Here is a 15,656-nt window from a genome sequence, read left to right as displayed (position 1 = left end):
TTCAGTATTTGTAAGGAAAAACACATGAATTCCTTTGTTTCCACCACGGCGATCGCGGCAGAGCCGCAAGCGGCGACCGAAGAGGTGGTGAGGCTTACCGACGTGAAGCGGCGGTTCGGAACCACTGCAGCCCTCGACGGCATTTCGCTGACGGTGAAGAGAGGCGAAATCCTCGGCATCATCGGCCGCAGCGGCGCCGGCAAATCGACGCTGATCCGCTGCCTGAACGGCCTGGAGCGCGCCGATAGCGGCGAGATCCTTATCGAAGGCCGAGATATCACCGGACTTTCAGAACAGGACCTGCAGCCGCTGCGCCGCCGCATCGGCATGATCTTCCAGCATTTCAATCTGCTTTCCGCCAAAACCGTCGAGGAAAACGTCGCGCTGCCACTGAAGATCGAGGGTCTTGCAAAGAGTGAGCGCCTGAAACGGGCGCATGAGCTGCTCGAGCTCGTCGGCCTTGCGGACAAGGCGAAGGCCTATCCCGCATCGCTGTCCGGCGGCCAGAAACAACGCGTCGGCATCGCCCGGGCGCTCGCGGCACGCCCGGCACTGCTGTTGTCCGACGAGGCGACATCGGCACTCGATCCGGAAACGACCCGGTCGATCCTGGCGCTGCTTAGGGATATCAACCGTAAGCTCGGACTGACCATTCTGCTGATCACCCATGAGATGGAAGTGGTCCGCGGCATTGCCGATCGCGTCGCAGTCATCGATGCCGGGCGGATCGTCGAGGAAGGGCAGGTCTGGTCGATCTTCGCCAACCCGCAGGCTGACATCACTAGGAGCCTGCTCGGCGGCATCCGTCCGCAGCTTCCTGAGCATATCGCCGGCCGGCTGTCGGCTGCGGCGGGCAGCGAAGCGATCCTCAGCGTCGATCTCGCTGGCCCGCAGGCGCGGGGCGCGCTGTTTGCCGAACTCTCGGCGGCGCTGCCGCATTCCTTCCGCCTCGTCCATGGCGGCATCGACCACATCCAGAACCGGCCGGTGGCGCGGTTCTTCATCGCCGTTCCCGCGCGTGACCTCGCCCTTGCCGGAAAGGTCGAACAATTCCTGATGGCCCGGTCCGCCCGGGTGGAGGTGCTTGGTTATGACACCGATCATGCTTGAACTGCTCATTCGCTCCCTTTGGGAGACGATCCTGATGACGGTCGCCTCGGGAGTGATTTCGCTCGTCGCCGGCCTGCCGCTCGGCCTTGCCCTGGTCGCGACGGCGCGCGGCGGCATCGCCGAAAACCTCTGGATCAACCGCGTGCTCGGCGGCGTCATCAATGGATTCCGCTCGGTGCCCTTCATCATCCTGCTGGTGGCGCTGATTCCGCTGACGCGGCTGATCGTCGGCACGGCGCTCGGCACCTGGGCGGCCATCGTGCCGCTTGCCATCGCCGCAACGCCCTATTACGCCCGCATCGCCGAAGTATCGCTGCGCGAGGTCGACCGCGGGCTGATCGATGCCGTGCGCGCCATGGGCGGCAATCGCTGGACCATCATCCGCGAGGTGCTGGTGCCTGAAGCGCTGCCAGGCATCGTCGCCGGTTTCACCGTCACGCTGGTGACGCTGATCGGCGCCTCGGCCATGGCGGGCGCGATTGGCGCCGGCGGCCTCGGCGATCTCGCCATCCGCTATGGCTATCAGCGTTTCGAAACCAGTGTGATGATCGCGGTGGTGGCCGTCCTCATCGTGCTCGTCTGCGGCATCCAGTGGCTTGGCGACCGGCTGGTCGCCAGGCTAGACCACCGATAAATCAGCGCCGGAACTGGGCTGCGGGATGAGCGGCGGGCAACCTGCCGTTCCCGCCGCCGAAAAGTTTCTGCCGCAGCGGCCCTGCAGCATAGTCCGCCTTGAAGACGCCGCGCTCCTGTAGCACCGGGACGACCAGCTCGACGAAATCGCGCAGGCTTTCCGGCGCCACGGTCCGCGCCAGGTTGAAGCCGTCGATGCCACCCTCTTCGATCCATGTCGTGAGGTGATCGGCGATCTGGTCGGGCGAGCCGACCATCGGCTTCATCCGGCTGCCGAGCACCATCTGGTCGATAATGTCACGCAGCGTTACCGGCTTCGTCGTCTGTTTCGTGATGGCCGCGAGGGCCGACTGATTGGCATTGGTCGAGCTCTGGTCGATGACGTCGTCCAATCCAAACTTCGAAAAGTCGATGCCTGTCGAAGCGGAGTAATGCGCAAGCGAGGCGTCGACGCTCGCATGGCGGCGATAGTCCTCCAGCTTGTCCCGTGCTTCCTTCTCCGTCCGACCGACGACGACGGTGATCAGGCTCAGGATCTTCAATGCGTCGGCGCCGCGGCCGAATTCCTCCGCCTTCGCCCGCAGCGCATCGACGGTCGGCCTCGCCGCCTTGGGATTTGGCCCGGCAATGAAGACGCATTCGGCGTGGCGGGCGGCGAAATCCTGCCCGCGTGCCGAGGCGCCGGCCTGGAAGAGCAGGGGCGTGCGCTGCGGCGAGGGTTCTGAGAGATGGATGCCTTCCATCCGGTAATATTTGCCGTCGTGACGGACAGAGCGCACTCTGGAGGGGTCGGCATAGACACCGCCTGCCTTGTCGCGCAGCACCGCATCGTCGTCCCAGCTCCCTTCCCAGAGCTTATAGAGAATTTCGAGATATTCTTCGGCTGCGTCGTAGCGCGCATCATGTTCCGGCAGCTTGTCGAAACCCATGCTGCGGGCGGCGCTGTCGAGATAACCGGTGACGATGTTCCATCCGATCCGTCCCTTGGTCAGGTGGTCGAGCGTCGACATGCGCCGCGCCAACAGGAAGGGTGGCTCGTAGGTCGTGTTGACGGTCACGCCAAAACCCAGATGTTTCGTGACATAGGCCATCGCCGAAACCGGGATCAGCGGATCATTGACCGGGATCTGCGCGCCCGCCTCGATCACCGGTGCCGGGCTGCCCCTGTAGACGTCATAGACACCGACGATATCGGCCAGGAAGATACCGTCCAGCTTGCCGCGCTCGGCGGTCTTGGCAAACTCCGTCCAGTAGTCGAGATCGGTATAGTGCGCTGAGCGGTCGCGCGGATGCGTCCACAGGCCGTGGTTGATGTGCCCGACGCAGTTCATATCAAAGGCATAGATCTGCATGGTCTTCATGAGGCGGGTCCCAAAGCCGGCAATAGAAATCAAGGATTTGCCGCATTAATTATCCCACGATGCCGAAAAATGTGAGCGGTTTTCGGACGACATCATGCTCTACCTATATAATGTGGGACAGGATTCAGATTTTAGGCCGGCTCGGCCTAACATCATCCTGTTCGGGCTCTATCGCACGAGGGGCTGGTGAAATGGTAGGGTGGGGATGAAAAAAGCCGGAGGAACCGCATGACGAAGAAGACGCTGTCGGATTGGGCGGAGCTTGCGCAAAAGGAACTGCGCGCCTCGCCCGAGAAGCTGACCTGGCAGACGCCGGAAGGCATTGCCGTCAAGCCGCTCTATACCGCCGAGGATCTTGACGGCGCCGGGCACCTTGGTTCGCTGCCTGGTTTTTCGCCTTTCACCCGCGGCCCACGGGCGACGATGTATGCCGGCCGGCCTTGGACGATCCGCCAATATGCCGGCTTCTCGACGGCAGAGGAATCCAACGCCTTCTATCGGCGCAATCTGGCCGCCGGCCAGAAGGGCCTGTCGGTCGCCTTCGATCTTGCCACCCACCGCGGTTACGACAGCGATCATCCGCGCGTCGAGGGCGATGTCGGCAAGGCGGGTGTGGCAATCGACAGCGTCGAGGACATGAAGATCCTGTTCGACGGCATTCCGCTCGGCGAAATGTCGGTGTCGATGACGATGAACGGTGCCGTCATCCCGATCCTTGCCTCCTTCATCGTGGCCGGCGAAGAGCAGGGCGTTCCACGGGCCGAACTTTCTGGCACCATCCAGAACGACATCCTCAAGGAGTTCATGGTCCGCAACACCTATATCTATCCGCCCGAACCATCGATGCGGATCGTTGCCGATATCATCGATTATACCGCCCGCGAGATGCCGAAGTTCAACTCCATCTCGATCTCAGGCTACCACATGCAGGAAGCCGGCGCGACGCTGGTGCAGGAACTTGCCTTCACGCTGGCCGACGGCCGCGAATATGTCCGCGCCGCCATCGCCAAAGGCCTGAGCGTCGACGAGTTCGCCGGCCGCCTGTCCTTCTTCTTCGCCATCGGCATGAACTTCTTCATGGAAGCCGCCAAGCTGCGCGCCGCCCGCCTGCTCTGGACGCGGATCATGGAAGGGTTTCATCCGAAGAAACAGTCCTCGCTGATGCTGCGCACCCATTGCCAGACCTCCGGCGTCTCCTTGCAGGAGCAGGACCCTTATAACAACATCATCCGCACCGCTTTCGAGGCGATGTCGGCAGTGCTGGGCGGTACGCAGTCGCTGCACACCAACTCCTTCGACGAGGCGATCGCGCTGCCGACGGAATTCTCCTCGCGCATTGCGCGTAATACGCAGCTGATCCTGAGCCACGAAACGGGCGTGACAAAAGTGGTCGATCCCCTGGCGGGCTCCTACTATGTCGAAAGCCTGACGGCCGAGCTTGCCGACAAGGCCTGGGCCTTGATGGAGGAGGTCGAGGCTCTGGGCGGCATGACCAAGGCCGTGGCCGATGGCCTGCCGAAACGGCTGATCGAGGAAGCGGCCGCGCGCCGCCAGGCAGCTGTCGACAAGGGCGAGGAGGTCATCGTCGGCGTCAACCGCTATAGGCTCGACAACGAGCAGCCGATCGACATTCTGGAGATCGACAATAGCGCAGTACGCAAAGCGCAAATCAGACGTATCGAGGAAACCAAGCGGCGGCGCGATGGCGGGGCCGTGCACGAGACGCTGGCGGTCCTGGAAGAGATCGCACAGAGCGGCAAGGGCAACCTGCTGGAAGCCGCCATCGAGGCGGCGCGGGCCCGCGCCACGGTCGGCGAGATATCGGATGCGATGCGCGGTGTCTTCGGCGATCATGCCGCCGTTCCTGAAGTCATCAAGGGCGTCTACGGCGAAGCATATGAAAATGAGCCGGAGCTCGCTGTCTTGAGGGCCCGCATGACCGAAGTGACGGAAGCCATGGGTCACCGGCCGAAGATCATGGTCGCCAAGCTCGGTCAGGACGGACACGACCGAGGCGCCAAGGTGATCGCCTCGGCCTTCGGCGATATCGGGTTCGATGTGCTTGCCGGTCCCCTCTTCCAGACACCGGAGGAAGCCGCCGGCGTCGCGCTCAGCGAAAAGGTCAATGTCGTCGGCGTCTCGTCATTGGCGGCCGGTCACAGGACGCTGCTGCCGCAGCTGATCGACAGGCTGAGGGAACAGGGCGGTGGTGATGTCATCGTCGTCTGTGGCGGCGTCATCCCGCGTCAGGACTATGAATTCCTGCACGAACACGGCGTCGCAGCCGTGTTTGGCCCGGGGACAAACGTTCTCGAGGCGGCAAACTCCGTCCTCGACTTGCTGCAGGGCAAACGACGGAATCAGTAATTTAGAGCAGACCGCGCTTTGCGAGGTTGCTCATCAGCGCCGAAATACCGAAGGTCCAGGGCGGGCATTCGGTGGAAAGGCGGACGGTGTTGACGAGCGCGCCGAGCCCTGCCGAGGAAATCTCGACGGCATCGCCGATCTTGTGGGTAAAACCCTGTTTCGGAGCGTCGCGGTCCTGCGTCGGCGCAAACAGCGTGCCAAGGAAAAGCATGAAGCCGTCAGGATATTGGTGATGGGCGCCGACCGTCTGTTTGACGAGATCGGTTGGATCGCGGCTGATCTGCGACATCGAACTCTTGCCGTGCAGCACGAAGCCGTCCTGGCCGGTGACTTTCAGGTTGAGTTCGGCCTTGCGGACGTCATCCAGGCTGTAACCGGCATCGAACAGGCGGATGAAAGGACCGATCGAGCAGGATGCGTTGTTGTCCTTGGCCTTGCCGAGCAGCAGCGCCGAGCGGCCCTCGACGTCGCGCAGATTGACGTCGTTGCCGAGCGTCGCCCCCTTGATTTCGCCGCGGCTGTTGACCGCGAGCACGATTTCCGGCTCGGGATTGTTCCAAGTCGAGATCGGATGCAGGCCGACATCGGCACCCCAGCCGACGGAGGAGAGCACCGGCGCCTTGGTGAAGACTTCGGCGTCCGGCCCGATGCCGACCTCGAGATATTGCGACCACATGCCCTCGTCGATCAGTGCCTGCTTGACCTTGGCCGCCTCCGGCGAACCGGCCTTCAGATTGGTGAGGCTGCCGCCGATCAGCGTGCTGACACGCTCGCGGATTGAAGCCGCACGTTCCGGACTGCCGGCGGCCTTCTCCTCAATGACGCGCTCGATCATCGACTGTGCAAAGGTAACGCCGCAGGCCTTGACGGCCTGCAGGTCGACGGGCGCCAGGAGATAGGGGCGCGCTTCATCCGGCGTTCCCCTACTGTTGGCGGCGATGTCCGCCAGCGAGCCAACCGCCTTGCCACTTACGGCACGGACGAAGGCGGCGGCATCCTGCCGCTCGAGCAGGGCGCTCAGCGTCGGCGCCTCGCGCGACGTGATGTCGACCAGCAACCCCTCCCGAAGCGTCACGATGCTTGGCCCGGCAACCTCGGGATTCCAGGCGCGGCCGACAAAAAGACCATCCGAAGCGGCGACATCGAGCAGAGGTTGAGACATGGTGATCTTCCGTCACAGGCGAGCGGGGAGCGCTCTTCAAAACATTGCAGGGTGTGCCGCCCTCTCGCCCGGCGGCGGCCGAAATCGATCACATTCACGGAGATGGGGCAAGATGCGTCGGGGAAAAAGACTTTCGCCCGATCAGTTCAAGCCGTGGCCCTATTGTCGAAAGACCAAGCGCAAAAACCTGCAAAATAACTATTTAGATACAAATTAAGCATTATATTTCAAATATTTAATTTGTAACCTGGTCAGTTTCCCTCTTCACATCGCCTTGACAGGAGGCGGCTTTCGTTATCTCTTTTGGCCGACATGGAGGAGGCTGACGTCAGGCGGCCACACGAAAATCCCAGGAGGATATTGCAGCGATGTTGAGATTTGCCGTCGTCGGAATCGACCATGGGCACACGTTCGATCACGTAAAGGGGTTGCTGGCTGCAGGCGGCGAGTTCGTCGGCTATTGCCCGCAGACCTCGGTGCCTGCATTGCGCGAGGCCTTCGAGAAGACCTATCCTGACGCGCCGCAGATCGACAGGGAAAAGCTGTTCGACGATCCGTCGATCGATGTCATCTGCATTTCCGCAATCCCCCGTGATCGTGCCGGGCTTGCCATCCGCGCAATGAGATCAGGCAAAGACGTGATGACCGACAAACCGGGCGTGACGACCTTCGCCCAACTCGAGGAGGTCAGGCGTACCGTTGCCGAGACCGGCAAGATCTTCTCGATCTGCTTTTCCGAACGCCACTGCGTGCGCTCCGCCGTCAAGGCCGGCAAGCTCGTCGCCGAAGGCGCGATCGGCAAGGTAATCCAGACGCTCGGTGTCGGTCCACACCGGCTGCAACTGCCGACCCGACCGGATTGGTTCTTCGACCCGGAAGCCTTCGGTGGCATCATCGTCGATATCGCTTCACACCAGGTCGACCAGTTCCTGTTCTATACCGGCTCGACCACAGGCGAGGTCATCGCCAGCTCGATCGGCAATTTTTGCATGCCCGACAAGCCCGCCTTCGAGGATTTCGGCGAGGTGCTTCTGCGCTCCGACAAGGCGGCAGGTTATGTCCGTGTCGACTGGTTCACGCCGGAGGCGCTGCCGACCTGGGGTGACGGGCGCCTGACTATTCTCGGCACCGAAGGTTACATCGAGCTGCGCAAATATATCGATATCGCCGGCCGGCCGGGCAAGGATCACCTCTTCCTGGTCAACGGCAAGGAAATGACCCATATCGATTGCAGCGGCGAAAAGCTTGATTATTTCGACGCTTTCACCGCCGACGTCGGCAACCGCACGCAGACGGCGATGACCCAGGATCACGTTTTTGAAGTCTGCCGTCTTTCGCTGGAAGCCCAGGCGAAAGCCGCGCGCATCGGCGCTCGCTGAGGAGGATATCATGACCAGGAAATTGCGCGTCGGCGTCATCGGCGCAGGCATCGCTGCGCGGCATCTGGCCGGCTTCGGCTGGAACAAGGAGCTTTTCGAAGTTCCCGTGATCTGCTCGCTCGATGAGGAGCGCGGCAAGGCGCTGTGCGAGGAATTCGGCATTGGCGACTACACGCAGGATGCGGATTCGCTGTTTGCCCGCGACGATCTTGACATCATCGACATTTCGACGCCGCCGAGCTCACATTTCGAACTCTGCCGCAAGGGCATCGAATCCGGCAAGCATGTGATCTGCGAGAAGCCGCTGTTCGGCTCGATTGCCGAGGTCGACGAGATGGGCCGCATTCTTGCCCGTTACCCCGGCAGAAAGCTGATGCCGATCTTCCAGTATCGCTACGGCTCCGGCCTGCAGAAACTGAAACTGCTGATTGAGCGCGGCCTTGCCGGCAAGCCGTTCCTGACGACGATCGAGACCCATTGGTGGCGCGGCCCGGATTATTATGCCGTGCCATGGCGCGGCAAATGGGCGAGCGAACTCGGCGGCGGCCTTCTCGGCCACGCCATCCACGCCCATGACATGCTGAACTATGTGCACGGTCCCTGCGCCGAGGTGTTTTCCTATGGGGCGACGCTGGTCAATCCGATCGAGGTCGAGGATACGGCAGCCCTTTCGGTGAAGATGCAGAACGGCTCACTGGCGACGCTGTCGATGACGCTGGGTTCGCGCAAGGAGATCTCGCGGCTGCGCTTCTGCTTCAACGACCTCGTCGCCGAAAGCATCATCGAACCCTATACGATGGGCCGTGATCCGTGGACGTTCGTCGCCGGGACCGAGGAACATCAGGCGCGGATCGATGAGGCGCTCGCCGCCTATGTGCCTGGCGAGGATGGCTACACCCGTCAGTTCGAGCTCTTCCACAAGGCGATCGTCGAGGACACCGACCCACCGGTGACATTGCAGGATGCCCGCAATTCGCTGGAACTGGTAACAGCCGCCTATTTCTCGCAGCGAACCGGACAACCGACGCCGATGCCGATCGCCGCCGATCATCCGCTCTATCGCTCCTGGCTTCCGGCAGGGGAATGGCGTGCTGCTGCCACCGTCTGAACCGGGCAGGGCTTTCCCATGCTGAAATCCTTCGAGCACGTCGGCATGACGGTCGGTGACATGGACCGCACCGTCGATTTCTACTGTGGCCTGCTTGGCCTCAGCCTCGTGCTGCGCAAGACGATGGCGAATGGCATGCAGGTCGCGTTCCTCGATGCAGGCGGCGGCATGCTGGAGGTCTTTGCGCCGCCCGGCGGCGCGTCGAGGGCGGTCGACGTGCCTGACGATACGGCCGGCGTCCGCCACCTCACCTTCCATTTCGACAATGTCGACGAGGCCTTCGCCCGCCTTGAACAGGCGGGCGTCGAGATCAAGGAGCGGCCGCGCTTCGCTGTCCACTCCGAGATGCTGAACAAGATCGCCTTCGTTCGCGATCCCGACGGCATCATCGTCGAGCTTGCCGAACGCTCTCAGAGCCGCCAGGGCTGACACGGGTGCTGCCGATCGCTTCGCTGCGGGCGGTCAGACCGTCCCGCAGCAGATCGATCAGGCGTCGGACGAGCTTTGCCGCCATGCAAGCCTCTCCTCAGCTCGCCAGCTTGGCGCTGATATAGTTGCGCCAGCCGCCAAGTGAGGTGATTTCCTCGGCACCTTTCACTGCATGGGCCTCGCAGACAAAGCCGGAGACGCTGGAACCGTCTTCGAGCGCCAGCTTACCGATGCCGAGGGGTGCCGGAATCTTCTGGACGAACCTGCCGAAAGCATCGGCCGGCAGTGCCCAGACCTCGACCTCCAGCCCCTGACCCTTATGGCCGGGTTCGCGCAGCAGCCCCGGTTTCGCTGGTGTGGTATTGGGCAGAACGAACAGGCGATAGTCGCCTGATGTGCGGCAGGTCTTGACCAGACGTCCGCCGGCGCCTGCCAGTTCGTGATTGAGTGGCATGCCGGTCAGATGCGCACCGACGACCGCGATTTCGATGAAACTATCATCGCCAAGGACAACACGGCTTGCTTCGGGGATCGCAGCCTGCCGGTCGATGCCCATGCCGGAACCTGCTGCGCGGTGCAGCGCATCGGCAAGCGGCGCCAGCGCATCGTCGGTGAAGGCAGGTGCGATGACGGTGACGCCGCCCGGCAGCCCACCTTTTCCGAAGCCGGCCGGAACGGCGATCGCTGCGCAATCGAGCAGGTTGACGAAATTCGTGTAACGGCCGAGGCGGCCGTTGAGCACGACGGGATTGGCCAGCATATCCGCAACGGTGTAGGTGGTCGGTGCGGTCGGCAGCAGCAGCACATCGGCCTTTTCCCATTCGGCCTCGGTCTTGCGACGCAATTCTTCCAGCCGGTATCGGCCGTTGAAAGCCTCGACCGCGGTCTTGCCCTTGGCGCCTTCGATGATCCCCCTGACCGTCGGGTCGAAATCGGCTGCGTTCGTGGCGAGGAAATCTTCCACCGCCGCCAGACGTTCGGCGACCCACGGCCCGTCATAGAGAAGGGCGGCCGCCTCGCGGAATGGCGCGTAATCGAACGGCACGATGATGGCGCCGAGCGCTTTGGCCCGCTCGATCGCCTGGTCGTAGAGCGCCTCCACCTCCTTGTCGCCGAAGAATTCCCGCTCGGCATCGGTGAGGACGCCTATGCGCAAGCCCGATACCGGCAGGTTCGCCGGCTTGGCGTGACGCGAGAAAGCATCGGCGGCATCGAAGCCTTCGGCGACCTTGCGGATCGTAACACCGTCGCCGACGGTCGCAGCAAAGATCGTGATGCAGTCGACGCTCTTGCAGGCCGGCATGGCGCCGGTATTCGGCAAGAGACCCGGCGTCGGCTTGATACCGACCAGATTGTTGAAGGCGGCCGGCACCCGGCCTGAGCCCGCCGTATCGGTGCCGAGCGCGAAGGCGGCGAGGCCGGAAGCAACCGTGACGGCAGAACCGGAACTCGAGCCGCCAGAGATATAGGCCGCATCGAAGACCGAACGCGGCGCGCCATAGGGCGAGCGCGTGCCGTTGAGGCCGGTCGCGAATTGGTCGAGATTGGTCTTGCCGATGATGATGGCGCCGGCTGCCTTCAACCGGGCAACGACGGTGGAGTCCGCTTCCGGCCGATACGCATAGGCCGGGCAGGCCGCTGTCGTCGGCAGGCCGGCAGCGTCGATATTGTCCTTGACCGCGAAGGGAACGCCCCAGAGCGGCAGGCTGTTTGCCTCAGGCGCGCGTGCCATTAGGGCTTTCGCGGCAGCCCGCAGTTCGTCATCCGGCACCGGGGTGATGAAGATCGCCGGATCTTTCGAGGCGGCACGCCGCGCAATCACCTCTTCGATGGCGTCGAGCGGCGTCAGGCCGGATTGATAGGCGGCGCGAAGGCTTGAGAGATCGAGAATGGTCGGCAGCATGTCAGCATTCCTCCAGGACGACGATGATATCGCCAGCTTTGACGTTTCTCCCCGGCCCGGCGCGCAGGTCGCGGACGCGGCCTGCCGCATGGGCGGTGACGTTGATTTCCATTTTCATCGATTCGATGATGGCAAGTGTATCGCCGACCGCAACCGAGGCACCCGGCTCGACCAGCAATTTCCAGATATTGCCGGGTACGACGCTGGCAACCCCGAAGCAGCCGTCGGGAATATCCCCGTCCGGTCTTTCGCCCGTGCCTTCATCGGTGACGAAGCTGTCGAGCCCGGCTTCCTTCCAACGCTGGCGCTCAGTATCGAAGGCGGCCTGCTGCGTTGCCTTGAAACGGCCGATCGACGCCGAATTGATCTGCAATTCTTTCTCATAGGCGGCATAGGAGAATTCCGTCTCCTCGATCCTGATCGGATAGCCGCCATGCGGGAAGGCGGCGCGCGCCTCGGTCAGCTCCTGATTGCTGACCGGGAAGAAGCGGATCTGGTCGAAGAAGTTCAGCAGCCAAGGTTTTCCCTTGGCAAAGACCGGCGTCTCCCGCCAGGTGTTCCAGACTTGGATGGTGCGGCCGAAGAGCTGGTAGCCGCCCGGTCCTTCCATGCCGTAGATGCACATATAGGCGCCGCCGATGCCGACGGCGTTCTCAGGCGTCCAGGTGCGGGCGGGATTATACTTCGTCGTCACGAGGCGGTGACGCGGATCGGTCGGGGTCGCAACCGGCGCGCCGAGATAGACATCGCCGAGACCGAGCACCAGGTAGCTGGCATCAAAGACGATGTCGCGGACGGCCTGTTCGTCGGGAAGACCGTTGATGCGCCGGATGAACTCGATGTTCGACGGGCACCAGGGCGCATTCGGGCGCACCAGCTCCTGATATTTGCGCATCGCAAGCTCCGCATCCGGATCGTTCCAGGAAAGCGGCAGGTGCACGATGCGGCTCGGCACCGTGACCTCCTGGGCTGCCGGAAGCGTCGCCTCGATCTCGCAGAGCAGCCCCAGCAGGCGCCGGCGCGTCAGCTGCGTGCCATCGTAGTGGATCTGCAGCGAGCGGATGCCGGGGGTAAGGTCGACGATGCCAGGAAGGCGAGCCTCGATGACCGCCTGCATCAGCAGATGCACCCGCAGCCGAAGCGCGATATCAAGCGTCATCGGCCCATATTCGACGAGCAGGTTGTCGTCGCCCTGGCGGCGATAGACGACCGAAACCGGCCCGTCCTCGCTGGTGCCGACGATCGGCGAACCCATCTCTTCCGCGACCCGCCGTACCGCTGGACCAGCGATCGGGTCTTCCGGCCGCACGACTGCATGAAAACGGATGCGGTCGCCGGGCTTGAACTGGCCCATCTTCCACTGCTCGTCGCGGGCGATCACCGCCGGGCAGACGAAGCCGCCGAGGCTCGGACCGTCAGGGCCAAGGATGATCGGCATGTCGCCGGTGAAATCGATCGCCCCGATCGCATAGGCATTGTCGTGCAGGTTGGAGGGGTGCAGCCCCGCCTCGCCGCCATCGTGGCGCGCCCAAACCGGGGCAGGGCCGATGAGGCGAACGCCGGTGCGGGCGCTGTTGAAATGCACCTCGTAAGCCGTCGAGAACAGCGTCTCGATATCGTTATCCTCGAAGAAATCTGGCGCGCCGTGCGGGCCGTAGAGCACGCCGACATCCCATTCGTGCGTCAAGGCGGCCGGCTCCGTCGCCGGTATCACCGGTTCGGCCGGCACTTGGCGGGCAAAATGCAGCACGTGCCCCGTTTTCAGCGTACCGGTGGCGTTGCCGCCGAACTGACCAAGACCGAAAGTCGCCCGCGAGCCGAGCACGACGGGTGCTGCAAAACCGCCGGCGACGGCGAGATAGGCGCGCTGCCCCGGTCCTTCGATCGTGCCGATCGATAGAATCTGACCGGCGCGGATCAGTACTGGCGCATCGTGCGGCAACTTTATGCCGTCACATGTCATCGCCATCCGGGCGCCGGCAAGCGCGATCCTCTGGTCGGCATAAAACCGCAGCGTCGGGCCGGAAACCGTCAATTCCAGCGCAGCCGTCACGTCGGCATTGCCGACCAGCCGGTTGGCATGGCGGAAGGAGCGTTCGTCCATCGGACCGCTTGGCGGCACGCCGACATGCCAGAGGCCGAGCCGGCCCGGTAGTTCCTGGATGCTTGACTGCGCGCCGGGCGCGAGAACCTCGACGACATCAGGAACGAAGGCGAAGTCGCGCAGCGCCGTCGTCTTAACCTTGGCGCCGGCAAGCAATTCGGAAGCGGCGATCGTTCGCAAATAATCGAGATTGGTCTCGATGCCTGATATCGACGTTTCGGCGAGCGCTGTCTTCAGCTTCTCGATCGCCGCCGGCCGGTCTTCCGCCGACACGATCAGCTTGGCGAGCATCGGATCATAGAAGGGCGTGACCTCGGTTCCCGTCTCGATCCAGCCATCGACGCGGGCATTGTCCGGGAAGACAACCTCGGTCAGCAGGCCGGCGCTCGGTCGGAAATCGGCATGCGGCATCTCGGCATAAACACGCATCTCGATCGCCGCACCCTTCGGCGTCAGGCCCCTGGCGCCCGAGAGCACGTCCTCGCCGGCCGCCTGCCGGATCATCCATTCGACGAGGTCGATGCCGAAGACGGCTTCCGTGACAGGATGCTCGACCTGCAGGCGGGTATTGACCTCAAGGAAATAGAATTCCTCGCGCTGGGGATCATAGATGAATTCGACGGTGCCGGCCGATTCATAGGAGACCGAGCTTCCCAAATCGACCGCCGCCTTGTGCAGCCGCGCCCGTGTCTCCGCGGATAGGCCAGGTGCAGGGGTCTCCTCGACGACCTTCTGGTTTCGCCGCTGCAGCGAGCAGTCGCGCTCGCCGAGCGCGATCACGCGGCCCTTGCCGTCGCCGAAGATCTGCACCTCGACATGGCGTGCTTCGGCAACGAAGCGCTCGATATAGACACGCGCATCGCCGAAGCTGGCCCGCGCTGTCCGTTGCACGCTTTCGAAAGAGGCCCTGAGGCTTGCGGCATCGGCGCAGAGCTGCATGCCGATGCCGCCGCCGCCAGCCGTGCTCTTCAGCATGACGGGATAGCCTACAGTTTCTGCGGCTGAAAGCGCCTCTTCGACGCTCTGCAAGAGATCGGTGCCAGGCAGCAGCGGCACGCCGCTCGCCTTTGCCAGTTCGCGCGCCGTATGTTTCAGGCCGAAGGCCGACAGGTGTTCCGGCCGCGGGCCGATGAAGGCGATACCTTCAGCGGCAAGCCGCTCGGCAAAGCCGATATTCTCCGACAGGAAGCCATAGCCCGGATGCACGGCCTGGGCTCCCGTCGCCTTGCAGGCGGCGATGACGGCATCGACGTTGAGATAGCTCTCGGCGGCCGGCGCCGGACCGAGGCGCACGGCCTCGTCGGCGGTCAGCGCCGGTTTCGAGAACCGATCAGCATCGGAATAGACGGCGACCGAGGCGATGCCCATCCTCTTCAATGTGCGGATGACGCGGACGGCGATTTCGCCGCGGTTGGCGATCAGGACCTTGGTAAACATCGATCAGTCCTCGCCGTCCCAAATCAGCACCCGGATCGGCGTCGGATCGAAACCGTTGCAGGGATTGTTGATCTGCGGGCAGTTGGAGATGACGCAGAGCACGTCCATCTCCGCCACCAGCTCGATATAGTCGCCGGGTGCGGAAATGCCGTCGACAATGGTCATCTCGCCGTTCGGCTTGATCGGCACGTTCATGAAGAAATTGATGTTCGGCACGATGTCGCGCTTGCTCATGCCGTGTTTGGTTACCTCGAGCACGAAATTGTCGCGGCAGGCATGCAGGTATTTGGTGCCGTGGCCAAAGCGCACCGTGTTGCTCTCGCAGGAGCAGGCGCCAGCTGATGTATCGTGGCGGCCGCAGCTGTCGGCCGTCATAACAAGCATGACGTTGCCCTCGTTCGAGATGATCTTCGTGCCGGTGCCGATATAGGCGCCACCCTGCGCCCGCATCGTATCCTGGTTGGAATAACGCTCGGCAAAATCATCGGCGCGATAAAACAGCGTGTCGATTGCCTGTTGGCCGTAGCTGTCCTCGATGCGGATGGTCTGGCCCTTGCGGACGATGCCGGACCATGGCGCTTCGGCCGGAATGAAATGATCCTGCACGGCGTTTTCGAGGCCGCGCGAAGCAGAAGTCTTGATGAAATCGGTCATCTTTATCCT

Annotated in this window: 11 protein-coding genes; 6 read left to right on the top strand and 5 right to left on the bottom strand. The window is 63.0% G+C overall.

Annotated elements, in window-relative coordinates; all coding sequences use genetic code 11:
* Nucleotides 1–24: 24 nt before the first annotated feature.
* Together N2A41_RS28150 and N2A41_RS28145 are read left to right on the top strand one after the other, a co-directional pair.
* Nucleotides 25–1,110 (top strand): methionine ABC transporter ATP-binding protein, encoded by a 1,086-nt coding sequence (locus N2A41_RS28150; protein WP_260111771.1) that lies wholly within the window; start codon nucleotides 25–27, stop codon nucleotides 1,108–1,110.
* Nucleotides 1,091–1,744, top strand: a complete 654-nt coding sequence (locus N2A41_RS28145; protein ID WP_032980232.1) for a methionine ABC transporter permease — start codon at nucleotides 1,091–1,093, stop codon at nucleotides 1,742–1,744. The genes N2A41_RS28150 and N2A41_RS28145 overlap by 20 nt, the downstream gene beginning before the upstream one ends.
* 1 nt (nucleotide 1,745) lies before the next feature.
* Here N2A41_RS28145 and N2A41_RS28140 read toward each other — a convergent pair whose 3' ends face one another.
* Nucleotides 1,746–3,104, bottom strand: a complete 1,359-nt coding sequence (locus tag N2A41_RS28140; RefSeq protein WP_260111770.1) for an LLM class flavin-dependent oxidoreductase — start codon at nucleotides 3,102–3,104, stop codon at nucleotides 1,746–1,748.
* Nucleotides 3,105–3,332: 228 nt separating this feature from the next.
* Here N2A41_RS28140 and scpA point away from each other — a divergent pair, with 228 nt between their 5' ends.
* Complete coding sequence (gene scpA, locus N2A41_RS28135; protein ID WP_260111769.1) at nucleotides 3,333–5,471, top strand: methylmalonyl-CoA mutase; 2,139 nt, start codon at nucleotides 3,333–3,335, stop codon at nucleotides 5,469–5,471.
* 1 nt (nucleotide 5,472) lies between these two features.
* On the opposite strand, the gene N2A41_RS28130 is transcribed toward scpA, so the two are convergent.
* A complete protein-coding gene (locus tag N2A41_RS28130; RefSeq protein ID WP_260111768.1) occupies nucleotides 5,473–6,633 on the bottom strand; it encodes a fumarylacetoacetate hydrolase family protein in 1,161 nt (386 codons plus the stop codon).
* A 368-nt stretch (nucleotides 6,634–7,001) separates the two neighbouring features.
* Between N2A41_RS28130 and N2A41_RS28125 the strand changes: the two genes are divergently transcribed.
* From N2A41_RS28125 to N2A41_RS28115, 3 genes are read left to right on the top strand one after another with little or no spacing between them, the layout of a single operon-like run.
* Nucleotides 7,002–8,012 carry a Gfo/Idh/MocA family protein gene (locus N2A41_RS28125; RefSeq protein WP_260111767.1) on the top strand — a complete coding sequence of 337 codons (1,011 nt, stop codon included), beginning with the start codon at nucleotides 7,002–7,004 and terminating at the stop codon, nucleotides 8,010–8,012.
* A 10-nt stretch (nucleotides 8,013–8,022) separates the two neighbouring features.
* Complete coding sequence (locus N2A41_RS28120; protein WP_260111766.1) at nucleotides 8,023–9,120, top strand: Gfo/Idh/MocA family protein; 1,098 nt, start codon at nucleotides 8,023–8,025, stop codon at nucleotides 9,118–9,120.
* An 18-nt stretch (nucleotides 9,121–9,138) separates the two neighbouring features.
* The gene (locus tag N2A41_RS28115; RefSeq protein WP_260111765.1) at nucleotides 9,139–9,549 is read left to right on the top strand and encodes a VOC family protein; all 411 of its coding nucleotides are present in this window, start codon (nucleotides 9,139–9,141) and stop codon (nucleotides 9,547–9,549) included.
* A 97-nt stretch (nucleotides 9,550–9,646) separates the two neighbouring features.
* Here N2A41_RS28115 and atzF read toward each other — a convergent pair whose 3' ends face one another.
* The 3 genes from atzF to N2A41_RS28100 are packed head-to-tail and all read right to left on the bottom strand — an operon-like array spanning nucleotide 9,647 to nucleotide 15,647.
* Nucleotides 9,647–11,452 carry an allophanate hydrolase gene (gene atzF / locus N2A41_RS28110; RefSeq protein ID WP_260111764.1) on the bottom strand — a complete coding sequence of 602 codons (1,806 nt, stop codon included), beginning with the start codon at nucleotides 11,450–11,452 and terminating at the stop codon, nucleotides 9,647–9,649.
* A gap of 1 nt (nucleotide 11,453) precedes the next feature.
* Nucleotides 11,454–14,993: an urea carboxylase gene (uca, locus tag N2A41_RS28105; protein WP_260111763.1), complete on the bottom strand. Its 3,540-nt coding sequence runs from the start codon at nucleotides 14,991–14,993 to the stop codon at nucleotides 11,454–11,456.
* A gap of 3 nt (nucleotides 14,994–14,996) precedes the next feature.
* Nucleotides 14,997–15,647, bottom strand: a complete 651-nt coding sequence (locus N2A41_RS28100) for an urea amidolyase associated protein UAAP2 (protein ID WP_260111762.1) — start codon at nucleotides 15,645–15,647, stop codon at nucleotides 14,997–14,999.
* Between the last annotated feature and the right edge of the window lie 9 nt (nucleotides 15,648–15,656).

This window comes from Rhizobium sp. SRDI969 (genome assembly GCF_025152725.1).
In the GTDB taxonomy this organism is placed as follows: Bacteria; Pseudomonadota; Alphaproteobacteria; order Rhizobiales; family Rhizobiaceae; genus Rhizobium; species Rhizobium leguminosarum_I.
The sequence above is the reverse complement of the archived record's forward strand: the minus strand, read 5'-3'. Positions and strand labels throughout refer to the sequence as shown.

Coding starts and splice junctions, on each gene's coding strand:
- N2A41_RS28150 (WP_260111771.1), top strand. CDS start 25: ATGAATTCCTTTGTTTCCACCACGGCGATCGCGGCAGAGCCGCAAGCG.
- N2A41_RS28145 (WP_032980232.1), top strand. CDS start 1,091: ATGACACCGATCATGCTTGAACTGCTCATTCGCTCCCTTTGGGAGACG.
- N2A41_RS28140 (WP_260111770.1), bottom strand. CDS start 3,104: ATGAAGACCATGCAGATCTATGCCTTTGATATGAACTGCGTCGGGCAC.
- scpA (WP_260111769.1), top strand. CDS start 3,333: ATGACGAAGAAGACGCTGTCGGATTGGGCGGAGCTTGCGCAAAAGGAA.
- N2A41_RS28130 (WP_260111768.1), bottom strand. CDS start 6,633: ATGTCTCAACCTCTGCTCGATGTCGCCGCTTCGGATGGTCTTTTTGTC.
- N2A41_RS28125 (WP_260111767.1), top strand. CDS start 7,002: ATGTTGAGATTTGCCGTCGTCGGAATCGACCATGGGCACACGTTCGAT.
- N2A41_RS28120 (WP_260111766.1), top strand. CDS start 8,023: ATGACCAGGAAATTGCGCGTCGGCGTCATCGGCGCAGGCATCGCTGCG.
- N2A41_RS28115 (WP_260111765.1), top strand. CDS start 9,139: ATGCTGAAATCCTTCGAGCACGTCGGCATGACGGTCGGTGACATGGAC.
- atzF (WP_260111764.1), bottom strand. CDS start 11,452: ATGCTGCCGACCATTCTCGATCTCTCAAGCCTTCGCGCCGCCTATCAA.
- uca (WP_260111763.1), bottom strand. CDS start 14,993: ATGTTTACCAAGGTCCTGATCGCCAACCGCGGCGAAATCGCCGTCCGC.
- N2A41_RS28100 (WP_260111762.1), bottom strand. CDS start 15,647: ATGACCGATTTCATCAAGACTTCTGCTTCGCGCGGCCTCGAAAACGCC.